This is a genomic window from Curtobacterium sp. RM9 (assembly GCF_054956955.1).
In genome coordinates, this window is record NZ_CM143271.1 from 3,025,578 (window position 1) to 3,050,635 (window position 25,058).

Annotated in this window: 27 protein-coding genes and 1 tRNA gene; 16 read left to right on the forward strand and 12 right to left on the reverse strand. The window is 71.4% G+C overall.

The window, feature by feature from the left end; translation table 11 throughout:
- The first annotated feature begins 35 nt into the window (after positions 1 to 35).
- Positions 36 to 809, forward strand: a complete 774-nt coding sequence (locus ACY3FI_RS14340; protein WP_462548268.1) for a class I SAM-dependent methyltransferase — start codon at positions 36 to 38, stop codon at positions 807 to 809.
- Between the two features lie 174 nt (positions 810 to 983).
- On the opposite strand, the gene ygfZ is transcribed toward ACY3FI_RS14340, so the two are convergent.
- The 3 genes from ygfZ to ACY3FI_RS14355 all read right to left on the reverse strand — a co-directional run bounded on the left by ygfZ (position 984) and on the right by ACY3FI_RS14355 (position 3,077).
- Positions 984 to 2,057, reverse strand: coding sequence for a CAF17-like 4Fe-4S cluster assembly/insertion protein YgfZ (gene ygfZ / locus ACY3FI_RS14345; RefSeq protein ID WP_462548270.1), 1,074 nt, complete (start codon positions 2,055 to 2,057; stop codon positions 984 to 986).
- Positions 2,057 to 2,659, reverse strand: a complete 603-nt coding sequence (locus ACY3FI_RS14350; protein ID WP_462548272.1) for a heme-binding beta-barrel domain-containing protein — start codon at positions 2,657 to 2,659, stop codon at positions 2,057 to 2,059. Before ACY3FI_RS14350 ends, ygfZ begins: the two co-directional genes overlap by 1 nt.
- Positions 2,660 to 2,795: 136 nt before the next feature.
- A complete protein-coding gene (locus ACY3FI_RS14355; protein WP_462548274.1) occupies positions 2,796 to 3,077 on the reverse strand; it encodes a hypothetical protein in 282 nt (93 codons plus the stop codon).
- Positions 3,078 to 3,258: 181 nt separating this feature from the next.
- Between ACY3FI_RS14355 and ACY3FI_RS14360 the strand changes: the two genes are divergently transcribed.
- The 8 genes from ACY3FI_RS14360 (at position 3,259) to pstB (ending at position 12,384) form a co-directional block, all read left to right on the forward strand.
- Positions 3,259 to 3,942, forward strand: a complete 684-nt coding sequence (locus ACY3FI_RS14360; RefSeq protein WP_462548276.1) for a winged helix-turn-helix domain-containing protein — start codon at positions 3,259 to 3,261, stop codon at positions 3,940 to 3,942.
- A gap of 5 nt (positions 3,943 to 3,947) precedes the next feature.
- The gene (mshD, locus tag ACY3FI_RS14365) at positions 3,948 to 4,763 is read left to right on the forward strand and encodes a mycothiol synthase (protein WP_462548278.1); all 816 of its coding nucleotides are present in this window, start codon (positions 3,948 to 3,950) and stop codon (positions 4,761 to 4,763) included.
- 91 nt (positions 4,764 to 4,854) lie between these two features.
- Positions 4,855 to 7,020 (forward strand): RNA degradosome polyphosphate kinase, encoded by a 2,166-nt coding sequence (locus ACY3FI_RS14370; RefSeq protein ID WP_462548280.1) that lies wholly within the window; start codon positions 4,855 to 4,857, stop codon positions 7,018 to 7,020.
- Positions 7,017 to 7,964 (forward strand): NUDIX hydrolase, encoded by a 948-nt coding sequence (locus tag ACY3FI_RS14375; protein ID WP_462548282.1) that lies wholly within the window; start codon positions 7,017 to 7,019, stop codon positions 7,962 to 7,964. The genes ACY3FI_RS14370 and ACY3FI_RS14375 overlap by 4 nt, the downstream gene beginning before the upstream one ends.
- A 305-nt stretch (positions 7,965 to 8,269) precedes the next feature.
- Positions 8,270 to 9,385, forward strand: coding sequence for a phosphate ABC transporter substrate-binding protein PstS (locus tag ACY3FI_RS14380; RefSeq protein WP_462548284.1), 1,116 nt, complete (start codon positions 8,270 to 8,272; stop codon positions 9,383 to 9,385).
- 140 nt (positions 9,386 to 9,525) lie between these two features.
- Positions 9,526 to 10,473, forward strand: a complete 948-nt coding sequence (gene pstC, locus ACY3FI_RS14385) for a phosphate ABC transporter permease subunit PstC (RefSeq protein ID WP_462548286.1) — start codon at positions 9,526 to 9,528, stop codon at positions 10,471 to 10,473.
- Between the two features lie 13 nt (positions 10,474 to 10,486).
- Positions 10,487 to 11,572 carry a phosphate ABC transporter permease PstA gene (gene pstA / locus ACY3FI_RS14390; protein WP_462548288.1) on the forward strand — a complete coding sequence of 362 codons (1,086 nt, stop codon included), beginning with the start codon at positions 10,487 to 10,489 and terminating at the stop codon, positions 11,570 to 11,572.
- Between the two features lie 32 nt (positions 11,573 to 11,604).
- Positions 11,605 to 12,384, forward strand: a complete 780-nt coding sequence (pstB, locus tag ACY3FI_RS14395) for a phosphate ABC transporter ATP-binding protein PstB (protein ID WP_462548290.1) — start codon at positions 11,605 to 11,607, stop codon at positions 12,382 to 12,384.
- 176 nt (positions 12,385 to 12,560) lie between these two features.
- Here the strand turns inward: pstB and ACY3FI_RS14400 are convergent, their stop codons facing one another.
- The 3 genes from ACY3FI_RS14400 to ACY3FI_RS14410 form a co-directional block, all read right to left on the reverse strand.
- A complete protein-coding gene (locus tag ACY3FI_RS14400) occupies positions 12,561 to 13,451 on the reverse strand; it encodes an anti-sigma factor (protein WP_462548292.1) in 891 nt (296 codons plus the stop codon).
- A complete protein-coding gene (locus ACY3FI_RS14405; RefSeq protein ID WP_462548294.1) occupies positions 13,448 to 14,047 on the reverse strand; it encodes a sigma-70 family RNA polymerase sigma factor in 600 nt (199 codons plus the stop codon). Before ACY3FI_RS14405 ends, ACY3FI_RS14400 begins: the two co-directional genes overlap by 4 nt.
- A 563-nt stretch (positions 14,048 to 14,610) precedes the next feature.
- Positions 14,611 to 15,240 (reverse strand): DNA-directed RNA polymerase subunit beta, encoded by a 630-nt coding sequence (locus tag ACY3FI_RS14410; protein WP_462548296.1) that lies wholly within the window; start codon positions 15,238 to 15,240, stop codon positions 14,611 to 14,613.
- Positions 15,241 to 15,366: 126 nt separating this feature from the next.
- Here ACY3FI_RS14410 and ACY3FI_RS14415 point away from each other — a divergent pair, with 126 nt between their 5' ends.
- The 5 genes from ACY3FI_RS14415 to ACY3FI_RS14435 all read left to right on the forward strand — a co-directional run bounded on the left by ACY3FI_RS14415 (position 15,367) and on the right by ACY3FI_RS14435 (position 17,341).
- A complete protein-coding gene (locus tag ACY3FI_RS14415) occupies positions 15,367 to 15,528 on the forward strand; it encodes a DUF2207 domain-containing protein (RefSeq protein ID WP_138801981.1) in 162 nt (53 codons plus the stop codon).
- A gap of 54 nt (positions 15,529 to 15,582) precedes the next feature.
- A tRNA-Lys gene (locus ACY3FI_RS14420) sits at positions 15,583 to 15,655 on the forward strand.
- Between the two features lie 16 nt (positions 15,656 to 15,671).
- Positions 15,672 to 15,983: a hypothetical protein gene (locus ACY3FI_RS14425; RefSeq protein ID WP_462548297.1), complete on the forward strand. Its 312-nt coding sequence runs from the start codon at positions 15,672 to 15,674 to the stop codon at positions 15,981 to 15,983.
- A gap of 46 nt (positions 15,984 to 16,029) precedes the next feature.
- Positions 16,030 to 16,839 (forward strand): SGNH/GDSL hydrolase family protein, encoded by an 810-nt coding sequence (locus tag ACY3FI_RS14430; RefSeq protein ID WP_462548298.1) that lies wholly within the window; start codon positions 16,030 to 16,032, stop codon positions 16,837 to 16,839.
- A gap of 181 nt (positions 16,840 to 17,020) precedes the next feature.
- A complete protein-coding gene (locus tag ACY3FI_RS14435; RefSeq protein WP_462548299.1) occupies positions 17,021 to 17,341 on the forward strand; it encodes a hypothetical protein in 321 nt (106 codons plus the stop codon).
- A gap of 216 nt (positions 17,342 to 17,557) precedes the next feature.
- Here ACY3FI_RS14435 and ACY3FI_RS14440 read toward each other — a convergent pair whose 3' ends face one another.
- Together ACY3FI_RS14440 and ACY3FI_RS14445 are read right to left on the reverse strand one after the other, a co-directional pair.
- The gene (locus ACY3FI_RS14440) at positions 17,558 to 18,490 is read right to left on the reverse strand and encodes an aldose 1-epimerase family protein (RefSeq protein WP_462548300.1); all 933 of its coding nucleotides are present in this window, start codon (positions 18,488 to 18,490) and stop codon (positions 17,558 to 17,560) included.
- A complete protein-coding gene (locus tag ACY3FI_RS14445) occupies positions 18,487 to 19,341 on the reverse strand; it encodes a DeoR/GlpR family DNA-binding transcription regulator (protein ID WP_462548301.1) in 855 nt (284 codons plus the stop codon). The genes ACY3FI_RS14440 and ACY3FI_RS14445 overlap by 4 nt, the downstream gene beginning before the upstream one ends.
- A gap of 64 nt (positions 19,342 to 19,405) precedes the next feature.
- On the opposite strand from ACY3FI_RS14445, the gene galT reads away from it, so the two are divergent.
- The gene (galT, locus tag ACY3FI_RS14450; RefSeq protein WP_462548302.1) at positions 19,406 to 20,503 is read left to right on the forward strand and encodes a galactose-1-phosphate uridylyltransferase; all 1,098 of its coding nucleotides are present in this window, start codon (positions 19,406 to 19,408) and stop codon (positions 20,501 to 20,503) included.
- Positions 20,500 to 21,636, forward strand: a complete 1,137-nt coding sequence (galK, locus tag ACY3FI_RS14455; RefSeq protein ID WP_462548303.1) for a galactokinase — start codon at positions 20,500 to 20,502, stop codon at positions 21,634 to 21,636. Before galT ends, galK begins: the two co-directional genes overlap by 4 nt.
- A gap of 21 nt (positions 21,637 to 21,657) precedes the next feature.
- Here galK and ACY3FI_RS14460 read toward each other — a convergent pair whose 3' ends face one another.
- From ACY3FI_RS14460 to glyA, 4 genes are all read right to left on the reverse strand, one after another.
- A complete protein-coding gene (locus tag ACY3FI_RS14460; RefSeq protein WP_462548304.1) occupies positions 21,658 to 22,125 on the reverse strand; it encodes a hypothetical protein in 468 nt (155 codons plus the stop codon).
- Positions 22,122 to 22,628 (reverse strand): hypothetical protein, encoded by a 507-nt coding sequence (locus ACY3FI_RS14465; protein ID WP_462548305.1) that lies wholly within the window; start codon positions 22,626 to 22,628, stop codon positions 22,122 to 22,124. Before ACY3FI_RS14465 ends, ACY3FI_RS14460 begins: the two co-directional genes overlap by 4 nt.
- A 161-nt stretch (positions 22,629 to 22,789) precedes the next feature.
- Positions 22,790 to 23,722, reverse strand: coding sequence for a tetrahydrofolate dehydrogenase/cyclohydrolase catalytic domain-containing protein (locus ACY3FI_RS14470; protein WP_462548306.1), 933 nt, complete (start codon positions 23,720 to 23,722; stop codon positions 22,790 to 22,792).
- Entirely contained in the window at positions 23,719 to 25,023 is a 1,305-nt protein-coding gene (gene glyA / locus ACY3FI_RS14475; protein ID WP_462548307.1) for a serine hydroxymethyltransferase, read from the reverse strand. Before glyA ends, ACY3FI_RS14470 begins: the two co-directional genes overlap by 4 nt.
- Positions 25,024 to 25,058 lie beyond the last annotated feature (35 nt).

Consider the following 25,058-nt stretch of genomic DNA (forward strand, 5'->3'; position numbering starts at 1 on the left):
CCTACCGAGCGCGTGCGCCTCGGTACCCTGGGGTCATGCCCATCGGGAACGTCACGCGCGGGACCACCGGGTACAACCGGCTCCGCCGCGTCGACCGGTGGATCGCCGCGCTCCCGGTCCTCCGTCGCACGGACGACCCGCTCGTGGCCGACGTCGGGTACGGCGCCCGACCGACCACGACGCTCGAGCTCCGGGACCGCCTGGCGCGGGTCCGTCCGGACGTGGAGGTCACCGGCATCGAGATCGAGCCCGCCCGCGTGGCCCTGGCGAACGCGGGTACCCGCGACGGTGTGACCTTCCGGCTCGGCGGCTTCGAGACCCCGACACCCGGCGGCCGTCGCCCCGCCGTGATCCGCGCGTTCAACGTCCTGCGGCAGTACGACGAGTCCGCGGTCGCGGCATCGTGGCGGATCATGCAGGACCGCCTGCAACCGGGCGGCGCGCTCGTCGAGGGCACGTGCAACGAGGTCGGCCGGGTCGCGTCGTGGGTGACGCTCGACGAGCACGCGCCGCTGACCTTCACGGTGTCGCTGCGACTCGCCGGGCTCGACGTGCCGAGCATCGTGGCGGAACGGCTGCCCAAGGCGCTCATCCACCGGAACGTGCCGGGCGAGCGGGTGCACGCGTTCCTGCGAGACCTCGACGCGGCGTGGGCGGTCGCGGCGCCGCTCGGCACGTACGGCCCCCGGCAGCGGTGGATCGCGGCGGTCACCGGCATGCGCGACCGGGGGTGGCCGGTGCTGGACGGGGTGAGACGGTGGCGGCTCGGGGAGCTCAGCGTGCCGTGGTCGGCGGTCGCTCCCGCCTGAACGCGGACGCGTCGCGCAGGACGACGCCGACGGGCGTGCCGGGAACCAGGTTCCGGCAGCGGAACCAGGTTCCGGACACGCGGACCCCGGTGCCGTGTCCGGAACCTGGTTCCGACGCGGGGTCAGGCGGCGGGGCCAGACGGCGAGGTCAGGCGGCGGGGCCAGACGGCGAGGTCAGCCGCGGCGGACGGCCCCGAGACGCGGCAGGCGCGGCACGTCGGCGGTCGCGCCGGCCCCGGGCGGGACGATGGTCTCCTGCGCGGCGGTCACGACGACGTCGTCCGCGGTCAGCGTCAGCGTCGCCGTCGGGTCGAGGGAGCGCTTCACCACGGCGAGCCCGACCGGACCGAGCTCGTGGTGCACGGCCGAGGCGGTCAGGCGCCCGACCTCCTTGTCGCCGGCCACCACGGGAGTGCCCGGGGCGGGGAGCACGGCGTCGGAACCGTCGAGGTGCAGCATCACGAGCCGCCGCGGCGGGTGCCCGAGGTTGTGCACCTTCGCGACGGTCTCCTGCCCGCGGTAGCAACCCTTCGACAGGTGCACCGCGGAGCGGAGCCAGTCGAGCTCGTGCGGGATCGTGCGCTCGTCGACGTCGGACAACGCGGGACGCCACGCGGCGATCCGCAGGGCCTCGAGCGCGAGGAGTCCGGCGGCGGGCACGTCCGACCGGGCGATCGTGTCCGCGGTGTCGGGGGTGACCACGGCGACACGGAGGGTCCAGTCGGAGCCGGGGTGCGCCTCCAGGTCGGCGTAGCCCCATCCGCCGGGCGTGACCGACGCCCATGGGTCGACCCACTCGACCGCCACGTCCTCGCCGGAGGCGACGGACGCACCGAAGCGACCCAGCGTGACGGAGTCGGCGGAGCGGTCCGCGACCTCGACGCGCAACATGAAGCGCATCGAGTCGAGCCAGGCGGCCAACGGCGCGGCATCGGCGTGCTCGGTGAGGAGCCAGGTCGTCGAGCCGTCGTCGACCACGCGCGCGGCGTGCTCCACCCGACCGGACTGGTCGAGCACGAGCGTCTCGGTGGACGTGCCCGGCGCGAGACCGGTGAGCAGCTGTGACGTGATCGAGTTGAGCCAGGACAGGCGGTCCGGACCGGTGACGGTCACGACGCCGAGGCCGAGCTCGACCACGGCCGCGCCGGACGCCAGCATCCGCTGCTCGGCGAGGGGGCTCCCGAAGTGCGCGGCAGGACCGGCCTCGGACCCCACGAAGCCCGGACGCTCCGCGAACACGGCGGCCATCAGTCGACCTTCGCGAGCTGCCCCGAGGCGTGCGAGGTGAGCTCCTTGCCGAGTGCAGCGATGTCCCACGCCCAGAAGAGCTTGCCCTCGACGAGCCCGTACAACCGGGTCGCCGCGGAGTACTCCTTGGCGTTCGGCGAGCGCATCACGGCGTCGGTCGCGAGGTCGATGCGGCCCTTGCGGACCCGCCCGACGTAGAGCTCGTTGACGCCCGTGGGGTGGATGATCGCGGCCTCGACGTCGAAGCCGTCCGTGGTGTTGCGGAGCGCCTCGACGCTCTCGACCGTGCCGAACGGGGTCGGCCCCTCGCCGAGGAGCATCGCCGGCCCGCGGTCGCCGGGCTCGGACGGTCGGTCGATGCGCCAGTAGCCCATCTCCGCCGCGAGCGGGGTGTGCTCGTCGTCGAGCAGCCACGTCGTCGAGGAGTAGTTGAGGTAGGGCAGGCCGTCGTGGCTGAAGCTGACGCGCTGGCCGAACTCGTACTTGCGGGGCTCGTCCTCGTCACCCACGGGGTACTCGACGACGCCGGTGCCCTCCCAGACCCCGACGAGCCAGGACAGCGGGACGAGTTCGGGGGCGAGACCCTCGGGCAGTTCGATCAACGCTGACCCTTGAACAGCTTCACGATGACGGTCACCGAGATGAACGCGATGGCGAGCGACGCGAGGCCGAGCAGGCCCACGTAGAAGAGCTCGAGCGCAAGCAGTGAATCCATGCCGCGAGTCTACGCGGTGCGCCTCAGCGCGCCAGGAGCACCACGGCGGTGACGAGCACGACGACGAACGCCCCGGAGGACGCGATGCTGATCCGCTCGACCAGACCGTCCTTCGTCGCCGTGATGAGCTGCAGCACGAAGCTGACGAGCACGCAGAGCACGAACACGAGCAGCAACCACGCGAAGGAGTCCTTCTGCGTGAGGGTGAGCACGAGGACCGCGCCGACGACCGCGAGCAGCCACACCGGCAGCACGGACGTCAGCCGGAGTCGGCGTTGGTCGGCGGGCGGGACGGGCTCGGTCACGCGCCCCATCATGTCAGGCGGACGCGTGGGGCGGGCGGCGGGCCGGACCGTCCGCCCGGTCCGAGGGACCCATGGTCCGCCGGGGCGGGCCGGGCCGGGCCGGACCGTCCGCCCGGTCGGAGGGGCGGCGCGGCGGCATCACTAGGATGTGTGCACGACTCCCCCACGCCCTGGAGGTCCTGTGGCCCAGCTCCTGGTACTCACCTCAGCCGCGCCCGGCGACGTCCTGCCGAGCCTCGGGCTGCTGAGCCACCGGATCCGCCACGTGCCCGCCGAGGCCGCACAGCTGGTCAACGCACCGCAGAGCGACCTCATGTTCGTGGACGCCCGCACCGACCTCGCGAGCGCCAAGGCCCTGTGCAAGATCCTCGCCACGAGCGGGTCGACGACGCCGATCATCCTCGTCGTCACCGAGGGCGGCCTCACCGCGGTGAACAGCGAGTGGAACGTCGACGACGTCGTGCTCGAGACCGCCGGCCCCGCCGAGGTCGACGCCCGCATCCGGCTCACCGCGGGGCGCGCGTCGAAGAACCAGACGGGCTCGAAGATCCAGGCCTCTGGCGTCGTCATCGACGAGGCCAGCTACTCCGCGAAGGTCCGCGGTCGGCCGCTCGACCTGACGTTCAAGGAGTTCGAGCTCCTCCGCTTCTTCGCCACGCACCCGTCGCGGGTCTTCACCCGCGAGCAGCTGCTCAGCGAGGTCTGGGGCTACGACTACTTCGGCGGCACCCGCACGGTCGACGTGCACGTCCGACGCCTGCGCGCCAAGCTCGGCGACCTCGAGTCGCTCATCGGCACCGTCCGCAACGTCGGCTACCGCTTCAACGTCTACGACGACGAAGCCGAGCGCCTGACGGGCCAGTGACCGTGGTGTCACTCGACCGGTTCGTCGTGCCCGGTGAGCCGAAGCCGTTCTCCGACCAGACCCTGGTCGACGTGCGCGCGGGGCGCGCGAGCGTCGTCGGCGACGAGCGCGGCGTCGCGGTGGTGCGTGACGGCGAGCTGGAGCTCGCGGTCGCACGGGAGGAACGGGGCCGCGGCCTCGGCACCGCTCTCGTCGCGCAGGTGCTCGGGTCGGACGGCGGGGCCGTCCCCGTGGCCGCCGGTGCGCCCCGACTCGCGTGGGCGCACGGGGACCACCCCGCTGCCCGGGCCCTGGCGGCACGGTTCGGCTGGACCGCGGTGCGGACGCTGCTGCAGCTCCGTGCACCGCTCCCCGAGGTCGCTCCGGACGCCGCGGTCCCGGACGGCTACACCCTGTCGGCGTTCCGCGCCGGGGACCCGACGGACGAGCAGGCGTGGCTCGCGCTGAACGCCGCCGCCTTCGCCCACCACCCGGAGCAGGGCCGGATGACCCTCGACGACCTCCGCGCGCGCGAGGCCGACGCCTGGTTCTCCGGTGACGACCTGCTCCTGCTCCGTGACGCGTCCGGCGACCTCGCGGGGTCGTGCTGGCTCAAGGTCGAGGACGGCGTCGGCGAGTTCTACGCCGTGGCCGTCCGTCCGGACCTGCAGGGCCGGCGTCTGGGCGGGGTGCTCATGTGCGCGGGGACGGCCCGGCTGACCGGGCGCGACCTCGACACGGCGGCGCTCTACGTCGAGGGCGACAACGAGCCCGCGCTGGCGCTCTACCGTCGGTCCGGCTTCACGCAGCACGCGATCGACGTGCAGTACGCCGCGCCCTGACCGCCCCGCACAGGGGCGTCGTTCACCGCGCGTTTCCACAGCGTCCACCGACCGCCCTCCGACCGGAGGGGCCGGGTGGCAGGATGTCGTCATGGACACCGAACCGCAGCTCGACGGCGAATCCGTCGCACCCGACCTCGACGACTTCGACGAGGTCATCGAGATCGAGCACGAGTCGCTGCCCACGGACCGCTACTTCGACCGTGAGCTGAGCTGGCTCCGGTTCAACCAGCGCGTGCTCGAGCTCGGTGAGGACCGCACGCAGCCCCTGCTCGAGCGCGCGAACTTCCTGGCGATCTTCGCGTCGAACCTCGACGAGTTCTTCATGGTCCGGGTCGCGGGGCTCAAGCGCCGCATCGACACCGGCATCGCCGTGCCGACGAACGTCGGGCGTGCACCGAGCGACGTGCTGCGGGACATCGCGACCAAGGCGCACGAGCTGCAGGACCGCCACGCGCAGGCGTTCATCGGGTCCCTCAAGCCGGACCTCGACGCCGCCGGCATCCACGTCGAGCACTGGTCCGACCTCGACGAGGCCGACCGGCTCCGGATGCGCGAGTACTTCAACGAGCAGATCTTCCCGGTGCTCATGCCGCTCGCGGTCGACCCGGCGCACCCGTTCCCCTACATCTCCGGGCTCTCGCTCAACCTCGCGGTGCGGGTGCGGAACCCGAAGTCCCAGCGGCAGGAGTTCGCGCGCCTCAAGGTGCCGCAGAACTTCTCGCGCTTCATCAAGCTCCCCGACGACGGCTCCGGGCGCATGCGCTTCATCCCGCTCGAGGACCTCATCGCGAACCACCTCGACGACCTCTTCCCGGGGATGGAGGTCCTCGAGCACCACGTGTTCCGGGTCACCCGCAACGAGGACGTCGAGATCGAGGAGGACGAGGCCGAGAACCTCATCCAGGCCCTCGAGCGCGAGCTCCTCCGTCGTCGCTTCGGCCCGCCGATCCGCCTCGAGATCACCGAGGACATGGACGCGGTGACGCTCGACCTGCTCGTGCGCGAGCTCGACATCACCGAACAAGAGGTCTTCCGGCTGCCGTCGCCGCTCGACCTCGGTGGCCTGTTCGAGATCGCCAAGATCAACCGCCCCGACCTGCACTACCCGAAGCACGTACCGACCACTCCGGTGCAGTTCCAGCCCGGCGAGCCGAACACGAAGCCCGACCTGTTCCGCGCGATCGCCTCGCGCGACGTCCTCGTGCACCACCCGTACGAGTCCTTCGCCACGAGCGTGCAGGCGTTCCTCGAGCAGGCCGCCGCCGACCCGAACGTCCTCGCGATCAAGCAGACGCTCTACCGCACCTCGGGCGACAGCCCCATCGTCGAGGCCCTCATCGACGCGGCCGCCGCCGGCAAGCAGGTGCTCGCCCTCGTCGAGATCAAGGCGCGCTTCGACGAGCAGAACAACATCACGTGGGCGCGCAAGCTCGAGAAGGCCGGCGTGCACGTGGTCTACGGCCTGGTCGGGCTGAAGACCCACTCGAAGCTCGTGCTCGTCATCCGGCAGGAGGGCGGCACCCTCAAGCACTACAGCCACATCGGTACGGGCAACTACAACCCGAAGACCTCGCGCATCTACGAGGACATGGGGCTGTTCACCTCGGACGACACCGTGGGCAAGGACCTCACGCGCCTGTTCAACGAGCTGTCCGGCTACGCGATCGAGAAGAAGTTCAAGCGGCTGCTCGTCGCCCCGCTGCACCTGCGGAAGGGCCTGGTCAAGCGGATCCAGGCCGAGGCCGCGAACGCCGCCGCCGGCAAGCCCTCCGGGATCCGGATCAAGGTGAACTCGATGGTGGACGAGCAGATCATCGACGCGCTCTACCTCGCGAGCCAGGCCGGGGTGCCGATCGACGTCTGGGTGCGCGGCATCTGCTCGCTCAAGCCGGGCATGGAAGGCGTCAGCGAGACGATCCGCGTGCGCAGCGTCGTCGGCCGGTACCTGGAGCACTCCCGGGCGTTCACGTTCCACAACGACGGCGACCCCGCGGTGTTCACCGGCTCGGCCGACATGATGCACCGCAACCTCGACCGTCGCGTCGAGGCCCTCGTGCGGCTGTCCGACCCGGCGCACGTGGCCGAGGTCCAGGAGATGTTCGACCTCGCGATGGCGGACACCACGAGCTCGTGGCACCTCGAGTCGGACGGAGAGTGGACGCGGCACTCCACCGACGCGGACGGCCGACCGCTCGACGACGTGCAGAATGTCCTCATGCGGAAGATCTCGGCCCGGAAGCGCGCGACTCGGTGAGCGGCGGTCCCTCGGGTCCGGTCGTCGCAGCGGGGGCCGTCGTCTGGCGCGAGCGGGACGGCGTGCCGCTCGTCCTGCTCATCCACCGCGACCACCACAAGGACGTCTCGCTGCCCAAGGGCAAGGTCGACCCGGGTGAGAGCGTCCCGACGACCGCCGTGCGCGAGATCGCCGAGGAGACCGGGTACCGCGTGCACCTCGGCGCACCGCTCGGCACGGCCGAGTACGTGCTGCCGAGCGGCCGCGACAAGGTCGTGCACTACTGGTCGGCGCGGGTGTCGTCCAAGGAGTACGAGCGCGCCGGCACGTTCCGCCCCAACGACGAGGTCGCCGCGGTCGAGTGGGTCACGATCGATGACGCCCGGGGTCGGCTGACCTACGAGCGCGACGTCGCGATCCTCGACCGGTTCGCCGACCGCGTCGCCGCCGGGGAGCACCACACCTTCGCGCTCATCGCCCTCCGGCACGCCAAGACCGTGCCCGGTTCCGACTGGGACGGCCCCGACGCGACGCGACCGCTCCTGCCGGTCGGGCGGACGCAGGCGAAGGCCGCTGCGGCACCGGTCGCGGCGTTCGGACCGAAGAAGATCGTCAGCAGCACGGCGGCGCGGTGCCTCGCGACGGTCGAGCCGCTGTCCGCCCGCACGAAGGTCGGGGTGTCGAGCACGCCGGACATCAGCCAGGAGGCCCACGACCGGGGCGCCGCGAACGTCAAGGGCGTCGTGCAGAAGCGCCTCGAGAAGGGCAAGTCGACCGTCCTGTGCTCGCACGGGCCCGTCCTGCCGGACATCATCGCCCGCATCGCCACCGCGACGGCGGACGACAGCGGCCGCTTCGACCTCCGGCGGGCCGCCATGCTCTCGGTCGGCGACTTCGCCGTGCTGCACATCGCCGACGGCAGGCTCGTCGCCGTCGAGACCCACCGCAACACCGTCTCGGCGTAGGCCGACGGGGCGCCCCCGGCGCAGCGCGCCCACCCGGTCGGGTGCGGTGCCCGCCGGGGGTGCTCCGTGCCTCCAGGACGACGCATGCGTCCGCATCCACCGCGGGGACGCGCACCGTCCCCGAGCCTGCACCCGTCCGGCGTGCGCTGCGCGCGCGCCCGACCGCGACAACGCGTCGTTCACCTCCCGTTCACCGGAGGGCGTCATCCGCGTCACCTCGCGTCCCTACAGTCGCTCCCGGGTCAGCACCGGCCCGCGGGACCAGCAGCGGTCCCACCTGCACTGACATTCCCGAAGGGACCCCTGTGAACATCAAGCGAATCGGTACGGTCGCGGCAATCGCGATCGCCGGCGCCGTCGTGCTCTCCTCCTGCGCGTCGAACGAGAGCGGCAACGGCGGCACCTCGCCGTCCGCTTCCTCGGCTTCCGGTACCGACTACTCGAAGCTCTCCGGCACCCTCACCGGCTCGGGCTCCTCCGCGCAGCAGACCGCCGAGGCCACCTGGGCCGCCGGCATCCAGAACCTCGCCTCGGGCCTCACGGTCAACTACTCGCCCGACGGCTCGGGCGCCGGCCGCAAGAACTTCATCGCCGGTGCCGCGGACTTCGCCGGCTCCGACGCCGCGCTGAAGGACGAGGAGCTCTCCGGCTCCTTCGCACTCTGCGCCGCGGACTCGAAGGCCATCGACATCCCGGTCTACATCTCCCCGATCGCGATCGCCTACAAGGTCGACGGCGTCTCCGACCTGACGCTCGACGCGAAGACCATCGCGGGCATCTTCTCCGGCAAGATCACCAAGTGGAACGACTCGCAGATCGCCGCGCTCAACGACGGCGTGAAGCTGCCGGACGCGAACATCACCGTGGTCCACCGCTCGGACGACTCCGGCACGACGCAGAACTTCTCGGAGTACGTCTCCGCGAACGCCGGCGACGTCTGGACCGAAGAGCCCAGCCAGACCTTCCCGTACCAGGTCGGCGACAGCGCCAAGGGCACCTCGGGTGTCGCATCGGCGATGGGCAGCGCCAGCAACGCGATCACCTACATCGACGACTCCGGCGCGGGTGACCTCGACAAGGCGAAGCTCATCGTCGGCGACAAGGCCACCGAGATCTCGGCCGAGGGCGCTGCCAAGGTCGTCTCCGACTCCGAGGTCAAGTCCGGCCGCGCCGAGAACGACCTCGCGATCGACATCAACCGCAAGGACACCGCCGAGGGTGCGTGGCCGCTGGTCCTCGTCTCCTACGCCATCGCGTGCCAGGAGTACAAGGACGCCGACAAGGGCGAGCTCGTGAAGGGCTACCTCGACTACGTCGTCTCGAAGGACGCGCAGGACGCCGCCGCGAAGGAGGCCAAGTCGGCCGCCCTCTCGAGCGAGCTCTCGGAGAAGGCCGCGAAGGCCGTCGCCTCCATCAAGTAACACCCCCTGAGTGCCCGGACGCCGGTCCCACCCACCTCGACCGGCGTCCGGGCCCTCAGCCGTTGCGGACACACGCGTCCGTCGGCGCCCGCTCCACCCGAACCCGTCGCCTCCCCCGGCGTTCCTCCGACAGGAGTCCCATGACGACCGCACCGGCCCACCCTGGGGCCACCGTCCCCCCGAAGCCGAAGGCCGTCGTCCGCGTCGGCGACCGGGTGTTCTCCGCCGCCTCCGTCATCTCCGGCGGCCTCATCCTCTTCGTGCTCGTGCTCGTCGCCGCCTTCCTGGTCTGGCAGAGCATCCCGGCCTTCAGCGCGAAGGTCGGCGAGCTGCCGAACAACGCGACGAGCTTCTGGGACTACGTCGGTCCCCTCGTCTTCGGCACCGTGTGGTCCGCGATCATCGCCCTCGTCATCGCGGTGCCGCTCTCGCTCGGGATCGCGCTCTTCATCTCGCACTACGCGCCCCGCCGCGTCGCGCCGGTCCTCGGCTACGTGATCGACCTGCTGGCCGCCGTCCCGTCGGTCGTCTACGGCCTCTGGGGCATCGTCGTCCTGGCGCCGTTCGTGAAGCCGTTCTACGCGTTCCTCAACGAGTACCTCGGCTGGTTCCCGCTCTTCTCCGGCCAGGTGTCCGGCACCGGCCGCACGATCCTGACCGCCTCGATCGTCCTCGCGGTCATGGCCATCCCGATCATGACCGCCGTCATGCGCGAGATCTTCCTGCAGGCGCCGACCCTCAACGAAGAGGCGGCGCTCGCCCTCGGCGCGACGCGCTGGGAGATGATCCGGCTGTCGGTCCTGCCGTTCGCCAAGTCCGGCATCGTGTCCGCGATCATGCTCGGCCTCGGTCGCGCGCTCGGCGAGACGATGGCGATCGCCCTCGTGCTCTCGGTGTCCACGAACGTCACCTTCCAGATGCTGACGGCGCAGAACCCCTCGACGATCGCCGCGAACATCGCCCTGCAGTTCGCCGAGGCATCCGGGACGGCCCTCAACGCGCTCATCGCCTCGGGCCTGATCCTCTTCGTCATCACCCTGGTCATCAACATGCTGGCGCGCTACATCGTGCGCAAGCGGGTCTCCTGAGAGGTCACACCCGATGTCCCTCGCCCTCCGTCAGACCGGCCTCGCCGGCAACGTCTACGCCAACGGCAAGCTGCACCGGTCCGTGCCGTGGCTGCTCCTCGTCGGCTCCTGGGTCGCCCTCGTCCTGGTGTTCGCCCTCCTCAACGCGGGCGGCGCCGTCAAGGACTTCAACATCGTCGCCGCGCTGTTCCTCGGCACGGTCCTGTTCGACGTCCTCATCGTCGTCGTGTCGCGGATCGTCGAGGGCGGCCGGAAGGCGGTCGACCGGCTCGTCACGTCCCTCGTCGTCACGGCGTTCGTCATCGCCGTGCTGCCCCTCGTGTCGCTGCTCTGGACGGTGATCGCCGACGGCGTCGCCCGGTTCGACGCGCAGTTCTTCTCGTACTCGATGCGCGGCGTCATCTCCGACGGCGGCGGCGCGGTGCACGCCCTCATCGGCACGCTCGAGATCACGCTCTTCGCGGCGCTCATCTCGGTGCCGATCGGTCTGCTGACCTCGATCTACCTGGTCGAGTACGGCAAGGGTGCGCTCGCCCGCGGCATCACCTTCTTCGTCGACGTCATGACGGGCATCCCGTCGATCGTCGCCGGTCTGTTCGCCTACTCGCTGTTCGCGCTGTTCCTCGGCCCGGGTGCCCGCTTCGGCCTGGTCGGATCGGTCGCCCTGAGCGTGCTGATGATCCCGATCGTCGTGCGCTCCACCGAGGAGGTGCTGAAGATCGTCCCGATGGAGCTCCGCGAGGCGTCGTACGCGCTCGGTGTGCCGAAGTACCTCACGATCCTCAAGGTCGTCCTGCCCACCGCCCTCGCCGGCATCACGACCGGCGTCATGCTCTCGATCGCCCGCGTCATCGGCGAGACCGCTCCCCTGCTCGTCACGGCGGGCTTCACCGCGAGCATGAACTACGACCTGTTCAAGGACCCGATGATGACGCTGCCGGTCTTCGCGTACACGCAGTACTCGCAGCAGGGTGCCAACCCGGTGCCGTTCGTCGACCGCGCCTGGACCGCGGCGCTGTTGCTCATCCTGATCGTGATGCTGCTCAACCTGCTCGCCCGCTTCATCACCCGTCTCTTCGCCCCCAAGCTCTCGCGCTGACGCGCGGAACCACCCACCCCGAAGGAAGCACCGTGTCCAAGCGCATCGAGGTCGACGGCCTCAACGTCTACTACTCGAAGTTCAAGGCGGTCGAGGGCGTCGACATCACCATCGAGCCCCGCACCGTCACCGCGTTCATCGGCCCGTCCGGCTGCGGCAAGTCCACGTTCCTCCGCACGCTCAACCGCATGCACGAGGTCATCCCCGGCGCCTGGGTCGAGGGCTCGGTCAAGATCGACGGCGACGACCTCTACGGCCAGGGCGTCGACCCCGTGCTCGTCCGTCGTCAGGTCGGCATGGTGTTCCAGCGTCCGAACCCGTTCCCCACGATGTCGATCAAGGACAACGTGCTCGCCGGCGTGAAGCTCAACAACAAGCGCGTGTCCCGCTCCGAGGCCGACGACATCGTCGAGCGCTCGCTGCAGGGCGCGAACCTGTGGAACGAGGTCAAGGACCGCCTCGACAAGCCCGGCATGGGTCTGTCCGGCGGGCAGCAGCAGCGTCTGTGCATCGCGCGGGCGATCGCCGTGCAGCCCGACGTGCTCCTGATGGACGAGCCGTGCTCCGCGCTCGACCCGATCTCGACCCTCGCGATCGAGGACCTCATCGAGGAACTCAAGAAGGAGTTCACGATCGTCATCGTGACCCACAACATGCAGCAGGCGTCGCGGGTGTCCGACAAGACGGCGTTCTTCAACATCGCGGGCACCGGGAAGCCGGGCAAGCTCATCGAGTTCGACGACACCGCGACGATCTTCTCGAACCCGTCCGTGCAGGCCACCGAGGACTACGTGTCGGGCCGCTTCGGGTGAGCTGAGGCGTTCTGGCGACGACGACGCCCATGCACTCCGGTGCGTGGGCGTCGTTCTGTGTGTGAAGGGCGTGTCGGAACATGCACTCGCAGCGATCCCGACGCGCCGCGCACGCTGCCCCCGCCCCACACGCGACGACGCCCACGCACTCCGGGTGCGTGGGCGTCGCGCGAGCGTCAGGCCGTGGTGGTCGGCACCGCCATGATCGGCGTCGTGGTCGGCTGGTCGGAGCCGCCCTCGGGCTCGACCGTCATGCCGATCGTCGCGCCGGACGACAGCTTGCCGTCGAGCACCGCCGTGTGCACGCCGTCCGCCACCCCGTCGAGCAGACCCGCGGCGCTGATCTTGCCGCCGGTGCCCTCGGAGCCGATGTACCAGAGCTCGTAGGTCTTGCCCTCCGGTGCCGGGGAGACACCGTCGAGGATCACGGCCGACTTGCCCACCGAGTCCGACCAGACGACCGTGGCCGTCCCGCCGCCGGCGACCTTCGCGGTCGTGCGCTTGAAGTCCGACGCGGCGTAGATCCGGTCGAGGCCGCCGGATGCCTGCGTGGTGCCCGGCCCGGGCTGCGTGCCCTGGTCGAACTGCCCGCCGATGCCGAGTCCGACGCCGAGGAAGACCACGGCGACCGCGGCTGCGGCGGAGAGGGCTGCTGCCGGACGCTGGAACCACCGACGCTGGGCGGCAGCGGTGGCGCGGCCGGAGGACTGGGTGAACGCCGTGGCGGAGGCGGGGCGCGCCTCCAGACCGGCGACCGGAGCCTTCGACGGAGCCGGAGCAACGTCGTCGGTGACCGATGCGGTCGGAGCGGCAGCAGCAGCGAGCGGAGCCGCCTGCGGCGTCGACGCGATCTGTGCCATCAGCGACGCCTTGAGCGAGGCCGGCGGCTGGACCGACGGCACCGCGTAGGCGAGCTGCAGGGCGGTCTCGCGCAGCGAGTCCGTCTCGGCCTGCAGCTCCGGCGAGGTCGTCAGTGCGTGGTCGAGGAGCGCGCGCTCGTCGTCCGACAGGGCGTCCAGAGCGTGCGACCCGGTGAGCAGTGCAGGGTCGTCGTGACGGTCGGTCATGACGTCACCCCCATCTCGTCTCGGAGTCGGATCATCCCGTCACGGAGACGGGTCTTGACGGTGCCGATCGGGACACCGAGCCGTTCGGCCATCTCGCTGTGCGAGAAGCCGCCGTAGTACGCGAGTTGCACCGCTTGGCGCTGGAACTCGGTGAGTTTGCCGAGCGCGCGACTGACCCGCTCGTGCTCGATCCGGATCTCGACGGACTCGGAGACCTGGTCGTACCCGGCCTCGAGGTCGCGGATCCCGATCTTGGTGTCCCGGTCGTGCGAGGCCTGCGAGGCCCGGATCCGGTCGACGGCCCGGCGGTGCGCCATGGTGAGCACCCAGCTCGCGGCGGTCCCGCGCTTGCGGTCGAAGCGGGTGGCCTGCTGCCAGACCTCGAGGAAGACCTCCTGCGTGACCTCCTCGGACTGCGCGCGGTCCCGGAGGAGACGCGTCACCAGCCCGAGTACGCGGCCCGACAACACGTCGTACAGCTCGGAGAAGGCTGCCTGGTCGCCGGTCGCCACACGGGCGAGGAGTTCGTCAGGCGACGCCTGAGCCGGCTCGTCCGTACTCCAACTCTCGGTGTCGCTGTCCACGATGGCAAGCATTGCAGGTTTCCCTCCTTCCGGTGTGCGGGTCGTCTGTGAGTGGGGACCACGAACACCGGGTGCCCGGGACGCACGTGGGGACGAGGGCCTGCGTGACCCGCAGGGAATTGACCGCCAGGGAGCGGACCGGGTCGCGCAGGACCCTCGTCTTCGTGAAGGACGATCACGTCCCTCACGCTGATGATTCGGTGCCCTCGGGAGGTCGGATTGCTCCTGCTCGGAATGCTCCTGCTCGGGCTGCCCGCGCCCGGGTCCTCGGGCGGGGAGCGCTCACGCTCGGGCGGGGTGCCGGGGCACGCCCGGGTCCGGATGTGTCCACCGAGAGTGAACACGGGAGCGCGTCCAGGGTCGCGTCTCGTAGAATCGATCTCGCCGGGCCGCAGCAAGCCCCGGGCTCCAAAATTCGCCGCTTCGAGCGGCCTCGCGCCGAGAGGCGCTTCTGCGGCCCGGTCTTCTCATGCCTTCTGCGGTCGGCCGTCGTCCGGCGTCGTCGGTCCGGCTGTCTGCCGTTGCCGGTCGGCTTCCGGTCTGGAGGCGCGGTGCGGGTCCGCCCCGCCGCCCGCTCAGTCGAGGTTGTCGCGACGCCAGAGCGCCGCCGCCTCCGTCAGGTCCGCCGCCAGCTCCGTGAGCCGCAGGGCCCTCGTGGTCAGCTCGCTCGCACGCTCCCCCGCCGTGAGGTCGGACTCGTCCGCGACGGCCGTCGCGCCCGCAGCCGTCAGACGGCAGAACGCCGCACCGCGGTCGAGCGCCACCGCGAGGTCACCCGTGTACAGGCCGTGCAGGATCCGGTCCGCCAGGGTCAGGATCTCCGCCGGGCCCGTCGGCTGCTCGGCACCCGCGACGGCCTCGTCGATCGTGCCGATCTGCTCCGTGCCCCGCTCGAAGAAGTACGCGATCTCCTCCGGGTTCTGCCGGATCACCACCCGCACGAGGTAGATGCGCCAGAGCGCCCCCGGCAGGGTGTGCGCGCCGACACGGGCCCAGAGCTCCGCGATCGCGTCGATGCCGTGCACGTCCGTGTAGGTCACGAGTCGCTCGACGACCGCCGGGTCCGGGTCCTCACGCACGCGGTGGAGCAGCGCGTTCGCGGTCTCGTGTGCGACGCGGTTCACGAGCGCCGGGTCGTCGCCGCCCTGGATCGCGGCGAACTCCTGGTCGGTGAAGTGGACGGGACGGTGGTGATCGCGAGGCACCCGGGAAGTGTAGGCACCGCCGGTGACATCCGCGTGCCCCGTTCGCCGAGAACACAACGGGCCGCTCGCGCGTACTGTGCTCCGGCAGGGAGGCACCCCTCCCGGACGTGAAGAAGAGGAAGCTCCATGAACGCCCTGCTCATCATCCTGGCCGTCATCGCGGTCATCCTGCTGTTCGTCGGCGGTTTCGCCGCGAGCCTGAAGTTCCTGCTGTGGGTCGGGATCGTGCTGCTCGTCATCGCGGTCATCGCCTGGCTGCTGCGATCGCTGACCGGTCGGCGCGGCTGACCGTCCGCGCGCTGATCCAGACCAGAGGCCCTCACCCGCTAGCCTTGCGGGTGAGGGCCTCTAGCTCAGTTGGTAGAGCACCGGACTTTTAATCCGAGGGTCGTGGGTTCGAGCCCCACGGGGCCCACCGCGATACTTGCTTCGTGACGACTCTCCGAGGCACCCTCCGATCCACCGAGACCCGCGAGGCCGAGGGCAGCGGCAACTCCGCAGGCGAGGCCCGCGACGCCGCGATCGGCGCACTCGACCTCGACGGCTTCCAGCTGCTCGGCGCGACGACCGTCACGAGCAAGGCCACCGGTGAGACCACGATCCGCGCCGTCGCCCGGTCCACCGCGCTCCGCCCGCACGAGGCCACGGGTCCCGACTACCCGACCGCCCTCGCCGCCTTCCGGGCCTCCGTCCCCGAGGGCTGGGAAGCGCAGGACGTCCGCGAGGTCCGGCCCGTCGACTGACCCGCGTTCACCGGTCGCGCACGATCCGCCAGGTACCATCGCCGTCGTGGCCCGAAGAACCGACGGCGGCTGGCCGGACGCTCCTCGTACCCACCAGCCCACACGACGCCGACGCCTGACGCTCCCCGCGGTGGCGCTCGGCGCGATGGCGTTCGGCGTCGTCTCGCTGGTCGCGATGCTCCCGATGGTCTCGAGCGCCTGCCAGACCGTGCCGGACACCCGCGTGGCCGAGCCGTCGCGTGTCGCCGCGGCGATCGCCCCCGGGTCGGACGTCCTCATCGTCGGCGACTCGTACACGAAGGGCCGAGGCTCGTTCGACCAGCAGCACGGCTGGGCGCAGGACATCGTCGGCGACATGGGCTGGGACGCCACGATCGACGGCGTCGGCGGCACCGGCTACGCCAACGTCGGCCCCTACGGCTCCACACGGTTCACCTACTCGGCGCGACTCGGCACGCACCGGGACCTCGACCCCGACCTCGTCATCGTGCAGGGCAGCCAGAACGACTGGGTCGTCAGCGCGGACCGGCTGCGGACCGTGGTGGAGTCGACCCTCCGCCGCGCGCAGCAGCAGTGGCCCGACGCGGTCGTCGTCGCCGTCGGGCCGTCGGCGCCCCTCCCCCGAGCGCAGGGCACGACGGGCATCACCACCGCGGTCGCCGCCGGCGCCCGAGCAGCCGGGGTGACGTTCATCGACCCGCTCGACCGACAGTGGTTCACGACGTCCAACAGCGCGGGCTTCGCGGCGCCGGACGGGCAGCACCTCAACGACGCCGGGTACCGCTACCTCGCCGAGCGGATCGAAGGCACGCTCCGCGATCTCGCCGCACCCACCGACGGCCCTCGCTGCGCCTGAGCAGACCACCCGGGGCCGCTCTCCCGGGGTACAAGTCACCCACAGGCGCTTCTTGGACAGCCCACACCACAGTTCAGGTCGTGCTCAGCGGGCTGTTGGGTTGCGGCCGCTAGGGTCGTTCCCGGATCCGATCGACGGGTCCTGCTCCACCAGCACCACCGAAGAACGAACGGGGTACACCGTGATCGAGCCCATCGAGGCCACGCCGACCAGCACCACCGGTGACGCGCGCCGCATCGTCGAGCTCGCCGCAGCCACCAACACGAGCATGAGCAACGCGCTCCTGCTCGACACCCTCCGACGCAACGCGCAGGTCACCACCCGCGCGATCCGCAAGGACTTCATCGAGCTCGCGACCGCCACCACCGTGCTCGGCTACGTCTGCCGGCAGCGCAAGCAGTTCGTCGCACTGCGTGGGGACGACCCCGCGTGGGCGCAGGAGGTCGGCCGGTACGCCACCGAGTCCCTCGCGGTCGAGGCGCTGCGCATGCGTCGCGCCTGACCCGCCAGAGCACGGACGAAGGGCCGCTCCCCACGAGGGGGCGGCCCTTCGTCACGTTCCGGTCGCACGACGTGCCGCCGGCCGTCGTTCCGGTCGCACGACGTGCCGCCGACGGCGGACGTGAGCGGCAGGTCGTGCGACTGGGCCCAGCACCCGCACCGGCACCCGCACCGCGAGGGAGCGGCGAGGCCGGCCCGGGCGGCGCGGACGCCTGCGTCAGGACCAGACGCGGCGGATGCCCCAGGTACCGGACCACGACTCGTCGGGCTCGAGCCAGCGCAGGCCCTCACCGGAGTTCAGCGCGTTCGCGGGTGCCGTCATCGGCTCCACCGCGACGGCGAGCCCGGTGCCCTCGCCCCGGGGGAACTCGCGGGAGGTGAACACCTGCACGTACGGGAACGACGCGTCCTGCCAGAGCTCGACGCCGTCGCCCTCGGGCCCGTGCAGCGTCGTGCGACGGACACCGTCCGCGTCGGGGGTGACGTCGCGGTAGGCGGTGTCGAGGTCGGCGTCACCCGCGCGCACCCCGGCGCGGAGGTCGAACGGCGTGCCGTCCACCGACACGGTGCCGTTCGGGATCTTGTGCCCGTCGACCGTGAAGGCGGTCGCGGCGTCGAGCCGGACGACCAGGTCCTCGGCGGGGGTGTCGCCCGCGCGGAGGTAGGGGTGGGCCCCGACCGCGAACGGAGCCCGGACGCCCGAGCGGTTGACGATCTCGTGGGTCACCCGGATGCCGTCGTCGACGAGTTCGTGGTGCACCCGGGTCTCGAGCGTGAACGGCCAACCGTGCTGCGGGTGGATCGTGGCCTCCTGCTGGATGCCCGACTCGGTCTGGGTCACGACACGGTACGGCGCGAAGCGGAGGAGTCCGTGCGACGCATTGCCGTACTTGGGCTCGGAGACGTCGAGCTGCTGGCGCTTGCCGTCGAGCTCCCAGGCACCCCCGGCGACGCGGTTCGGCCACGGGACCAGGACGATGCCGTCGGCACCGGGCGGAGCGGACGTGACGGGGAACGGCTCGGTGAGGTCGAAGCCGGCGACGCGGAGTTCGCGGATGCCGGCGGCCACCTCGGTGACGACCGCCTCGACGACCCCGTCGGGTCCGGCGTGACGGAGGTGGTACTGCCCTCCGGTGGGTGCTGCGGTCATGGGTGCGACTTCCTTCCGTCTGGTGCTGCCCGGCCGCCGTCATCCGCCACGACCACCTCGACACCCGCTGCCCGGATCGGGGCGACGGCGTCCGCCGTGACCTCGGCGGTGACGACGACGTCGATGTCCTCGAGCGAGCGGACCACGCCGAGGTGTGCTCGACCGAACTTCGACCCGTCCGCCACCACGACGGTACGCCGGGCGGCGTCCGCGAGCATCCGCTTCGCCTCGGTCTCCGGCAGGTTGACATTCGTCAGACCGTGCTCGACGTCGAGGCCGGTCCCGCCGAGGAACACCGTGTCCGCCGCGATCATCGGCAGGACACCACCCATGAACGGCGCGACGAGGGAGTGCTGCAGCGGGCGGAGCGTGCCACCCGTCACGACCACCGTGAAGCGCGGGACGGCGGGTTCGAGCGCGAGCGCCGTGGTCAGCGAGTTCGTGACGACCGTGACGTCGGTCAGGTCCTCGCGGGCAACGAGCGCCGTGGCCACCGCGGCCGGCGTCGTGCCGACGTCGAGGACGACGCACTCGCCCGGGCGGACCATCGCGGCCGCGGCGCGGCCGATGGCCGCTTTGGCCACCTGGTGTTCGACGGCGGTCTCCTCGAAGGGGCGCTCGCCCGGAGCCGCGCCGAGGCGGACCGCACCGCCGCGGACCCGCCGGATGCGCGCCTCCAGGTCGAGGGTGGCGAGGTCCTGTCGGACCGTCACCTCGCTCGTGCCCAGGGCGGCGGCGAGCGCCGCGGTGCGGACCAGGCCGGGTGCCCCCTCGACGATGGACACGATGCGGTCCTGTCGGAGGGGCGCGGGCAGCGTGCCGGCGAGGAAGGAGAGGTCGTCGTCCGTCACCCGCTCAGTTTCGCGCACTTGCGGAGGCTTTCGCAACGCTTCGGAGAGCGGGTATGGTGGTGCGGTGATCACCAAGCGCGTGACGACGCTCGCCGACGGCCGCGAGCTCATCTACTTCGACGACGCCGACTCGACGCTGCCCGCTGAGCGCAGCATCGACCAGCGGGTGCTCGACCCTCGTCCCGAGACCGCGAAGATGCGGCAGGACGTCCTGACCGGCGAGTGGGTCTCCATCGCGGCGAGCCGCCAGAACCGCGTGTTCCTGCCGCCGGCCGACCAGGACCCGCTCGCGCCGCAGACCGCCGCGAACCCGTCCGAGATCCCGAGCCGCTACGACGTCGCGGTGTTCGAGAACCGCTCGCCGTCGTTCGGCCCGCTGCTCGAGGCGGACGACGCCCCGTCCTCGCTCGATGCCCTGTCGGACGTCGGCCTCAACCGCGAGCTCCGGAGCGTCGGCCGCTGCGAGGTCGTGTGCTTCTCCCCGGAGACCTCGGGCTCGTTCGCGTCGATCACCGAGTCCCGCGCGCGCACCGTGGTCGAGGCCTGGGCGGACCGGACCGCCGCGCTGTCGGCACTGCCGGGCATCCAGCAGGTGTTCCCGTTCGAGAACCGCGGCGAGGCCATCGGCGTCACGCTGCACCACCCGCACGGGCAGATCTACTCGTACCCGTACATCACCCCCCGGACGCAGCGACTGCTCGCGTCGATCGAGCGCTTCGGGCCGGACCTGTTCGAGCAGCACCTCGCGAACGAGCGGGGCTCGGAGCGCGTGGTCCTGCAGGGCGAGCACTTCACCGCGTTCGTGCCGTTCGCGGCGCGCTGGCCGATCGAGATCCACATGCTCCCGCACCGCCACGTCCCCGACTTCGCGGGGCTGACCGACGCCGAGAAGGACGAGCTCGCGCACATGCACCTGCGCCTGACCCGCGGACTCGACGCGCTCTACGACACCCCGACGCCGTACATCGCGGCGTGGCACCAGGCGCCGGTGCACACCGCGCGTGACACCGTGCGGCTGATGCTGCAGATCACGTCCCCGCGCCGCGCGGCGGACAAGCTCAAGTTCCTGGCCGGCAGCGAGGCCGCCATGGGCGCCTGGATCGGGGACCTCGTGCCCGAGAAGGCGGCCGAGTTCATCCGAGGAGGGATCGAGCGCGCATGACGTTCCAGCAGGTCTACGGGTACGAGCCGACGGTGCGGTACTCCGCCCCCGGTCGCGTCAACCTGATCGGTGAGCACACCGACTACAACGACGGGTACGTCCTGCCGTTCGCGATCGACCGCCGGACGGTCGCGTCGATCGGGCAGCGCGACGACCGGGTCATCCGCGTCGCGTCCGCCTTCGAGCCGGAGGCCGTCCACGAACTCTCGCTCGACGGGCTCGACCCGTCGCGCATGGACGGCTGGTCGGCCTACGTCTTCGGGATCGCCTGGGCGCTCCGCGAGCAGGCCGGTGCCGACCTGACCGACAAGACCGGGTTCGACGTGTTCATCGAGTCCGACGTGCCGGTCGGCGCCGGCCTGTCGTCGAGCGCCGCGATCGAGTGCGGCGTCGCGCTGGCGTTCAACGACCTCTGGGAGCTCGGCCTCGACCGCAAGACGCTCGCCCGCGTCGGGCAGTACTCCGAGAACCACGCCGTGGGCGCCCCCACCGGCATCATGGACCAGTCCGCGTCACTCCTCGGCGAGCAGGACGCCGTCGTGTTCCTGGACTGCCGCACGCTCGACACCGCCGTGGTCGACCTGGCGCTCGAGGCGAACGGGCTCGAGGTCCTGGTCATCGACACCCGCGTCGAGCACGCCCACGCCACCGGCGGGTACAAGGCGCGCCGCGACTCCTGCGAGCGTGGCGCCGAGGCCCTCGGGGTGCCGGCGCTGCGGGACGTGTCCGTCGCCGACCTGCCCCGCGCGCAGGAGCTCCTCGACGACGAGACCTTCCGCCGCGTCCGACACATCGTCACCGAGGACCAGCGCGTCCTCGACACCGTCCGGACGCTGCGCGAGGAGGGTCCGCGGGCCATCGGCTCCCTGCTGGTCGCCTCCCACGAGTCGATGCGCGACGACTTCGAGATCTCGGTGCCGGAACTCGACCTGGCGGTCGAGACCGCCGTGTCCCACGGAGCGGTCGGTGCCCGGATGACGGGCGGCGGCTTCGGCGGTGCGGCGATCGCACTGGTCGACCGGGAGGCACGGGGCACCATCTCCGCGGCCGTCACCGCCGCCTTCGCCGCGGCCGGGTACCGCGAACCGAACGTGTTCACGGTGCACGCGGCGCAGGGCGCTCGGCGCGACTGACGCGGAGTGCGCAGCGGCGCGTCAGCCGTCGTGTGACGGGTACTCGACGGCGATCGACACGTCGCCGAGCATGAACGGGTGGAGCACGCCGTGGTCCACCGCCCAGAACGCCCACTCGTACTGCACGAGGAACAGCACCCAGACGAGGGCGGTCACGCCGACGACCCCGGCCAGACCGAGGGCGAGCACGCGGTCCTGGTGCCAGCGCCGAGCACCGCGGCGGGCGGCCCCGACGACGAACCCCGCCACCGCGAACCCGACGGTGAGCACGACCCAGCCGACCCACGGACGGGCCTGGAACGTCACCCACCCGAGCGGCACGTCGTCGGTGCTGCCGGGCAGGCGGGGTTCGGCGGACCAGTTCTGCGCGAGCACCTGCAGGAACAGGCAGATCAGGGTGATCCACACGAGCTTCCGGGCGTCCCGGGTGAACAGGCTCTCGCGGGGGGACAGGGACGCACGGCCGGCGGTGTCGGGAGTACGCGTCATCGAGTCATGTGGCCGATGGTGACGGTCACGCCGCCCCACGGGAAGCCGTGCGGGGGCAGGACCTCGTGGTCGATCTGGTCCATCACGACGTGGCCCTGCCACACGGTGTAGACGAGCACGCCGACGACGATGCAGAGCGGCACCGCGAGGTACGCCGCCCACCGGACGACGTCGCCCAGCGCGGCACGACCGGAGCGGGCGAGCGTCGGCGGCAGGAACACGCCGACGACCACCACGAGGAGGAGCACCGCGAGGGCCGCCGGCGCGATGTGTCCCTCGACGTGCACGGTCGGCGGGGCGGACGACACCGGGTGTCCGGCGTTGTCGATCCAGTTGCCGTCGGCGTCGACACCGCCGTAGCCGGCGGACGCGCTCCAGAGCGTGGCGCCGGACAGCGCAACGGCGACGATGCCCACGAGCACGAGCCCCCAGGCACGTGGACGCAACCGGCGCCCCTCGTGTGCCATCACCGGAGCGGTCAGGACGGTCTGCGTCTCCCCCATGTGGCGACCGTAGCACCGCGCCAGGCGCGTGGCGGAGGTGATCCGTGCCTCCAGTCCGGGGCTGGTGGCGACCACCTCACGCACAAGCGACAGATCGCCGCGGACGGACCGCGGTGATCTGTCGCTCTCGCGGAAGCAACGCGCGACCAGTGAGCGCCCGCTCAGTGCAGGTGGCGCTCCGCGGCCTCGACCACGTTCTTCATGAGCATCGCCCGGGTCATCGGCCCGACGCCGCCGGGCGTCGGCGACAGGAACCCGGCGACCGACGCGACCGCGGGGTCGACGTCGCCGCGGAGCTTCGCCTTCCCCGTCTCCGAGGACACCACGCGGCTGATGCCGACGTCGATGACCGCCGCACCGGGCTTGACCCAGTCCGGCTGCACCAGGCCCGCGACCCCGGCGGCCGCCACGATGATGTCCGCGCGACGGCACTCGGCGGCGACGTCCTCGGTGAGGGAGTGGGTGAGGGTGGCGGTGGCCTCGAGGCGGGTGAGCAGCAGGCCGAGCGGGCGTCCGACCGTCAGCCCCTGACCGATGATCGTGACGTGCTGGCCGCGGATCGGGACGTCGTACGCCTCGAGCATCGCGACGATGCCGCGCGGGGTGCACGGCAGCGGAGCGTCGATCGTGCCGGCACCACCCGGGACGGCGAGCACGAGCTCGCCGAGGTTGGTCGGGTGCAGGCCGTCGGCGTCCTTGGCCGGGTTCATCAGCTCGAGCATCGGGATCGGGTCGATGCCCTGCGGCAGCGGGAGCTGCACGATGAACGCGGTGACCCGGGGGTCGTCGTTCATCTGCAGGATCGCCGCACGGATGTCGGCGGCACTCGCGGTCTCGGGGAGGTCGATGCGGACCGAGTCGAGCCCGATCTGTGCGGAGTCCTTGTGCTTGCCGGCGACGTAGGACACCGATCCCGGGTTCTGCCCGACCATGATCGTGCCGAGGCCCGGGCGGAACCCGTGGTCGTGCAGCCGGTCGATGCGGACCTTCAGGTCGTCGAGCGTGCGGGCGGCGAGGGCGGTGCCGTCGATGCGGACGGCACTGCCCTCACCCGCCCAGAGCGCCCGCGGCAGGTCAGCCACGGCGCCGCTCACGCGTAGAGCGGGAACGCGTCGGTCAGGGCCTTCACCCGCGCCGAGAGCGCCTCGACGTCCGGGTTGGGCATCAGGGTCAGCGCGATGATGTCCGCCACCTCGGTGAACTCGGCGTCGCCGAAGCCGCGGGTCGCCAGCGCCGACGTGCCGATGCGGACACCCGAGGTGACCATCGGCGGGCGCGGGTCGAACGGCACGGAGTTGCGGTTCACGGTGATGCCGACCTCGTGCAGCAGGTCCTCGGCCTGCTTGCCGTCGACCTCGGACTCGCGCAGGTCGACGAGCACCAGGTGCACGTCGGTGCCGCCGGTCAGGACGTCGATGCCCGCGGCCTTGGCGTCGTCCTGCGTGAGGCGCGACGCGAGGGCCTTCGCCCCGCGGAGGGTGCGCTCCTGGCGGTCCTTGAACTCGGGCGTCGCCGCGAGCAGGAACGCGGTGGCCTTCGCGGCGATCACGTGCATGAGCGGGCCACCCTGCTGGCCCGGGAAGACCGCGGAGTTGAGCTTCTTGAACAGCGTCTCGTCGTTGGACAGGATGATGCCCGAGCGGGGGCCGGCGAGCGTCTTGTGCACTGTCGACGACACGACGTGGGCGTGCGGCAGGGGCGACGGGTGCAGGCCCGCGGCCACGAGCCCGGCGAAGTGCGCCATGTCCACCCAGAGCGTCGCGCCGACCTCGTCCGCGATCTCGCGGAACTTCGCGAAGTCGAGCTGGCGCGGGTAGGCGGACCACCCGGCGATGAGGACCTTGGGCTGGTGCTCGATCGCCTTCGCGCGGATGTCGTCGTAGTCGACCTCGAACGTCTCGGGGTCGACGCCGTACGACACGGCGTTGTAGATGCGGCCGGAGAAGTTGAGCTTCATGCCGTGGGTCAGGTGACCGCCGTGCGCGAGCTCGAGGCCGAGGATGGTGTCACCGGCCGAGGCGATGGCGTGCAGGACGGCGGCGTTCGCGCTGGCGCCGGAGTGCGGCTGGACGTTCGCGTACGCGGCGCCGAAGAGGGCCTTCGCGCGGTCGATGGCGAGCTGCTCGGCGACGTCGACGAACTCGCAACCGCCGTAGTAGCGCTTGCCCGGGTAGCCCTCGGCGTACTTGTTCGTGAGCACGGAGCCCTGCGACTCGAGGACGGCGCGCGGGACGAAGTTCTCGGACGCGATCATCTCGAGGGTGTCGCGCTGACGGCCGAGCTCGTTCTGCAGGACCGCGGCGATCTCGGGGTCGATCTCGGCGAGCGGGGCGTTGAAGCTGGACCGTGCGGCGTCGGACTGTGCAGCCGCAGCGGGCAGATCGGTGATGGACACGGGACTCCTCGTTGTCTGTTCCGTCGCGCGGACGC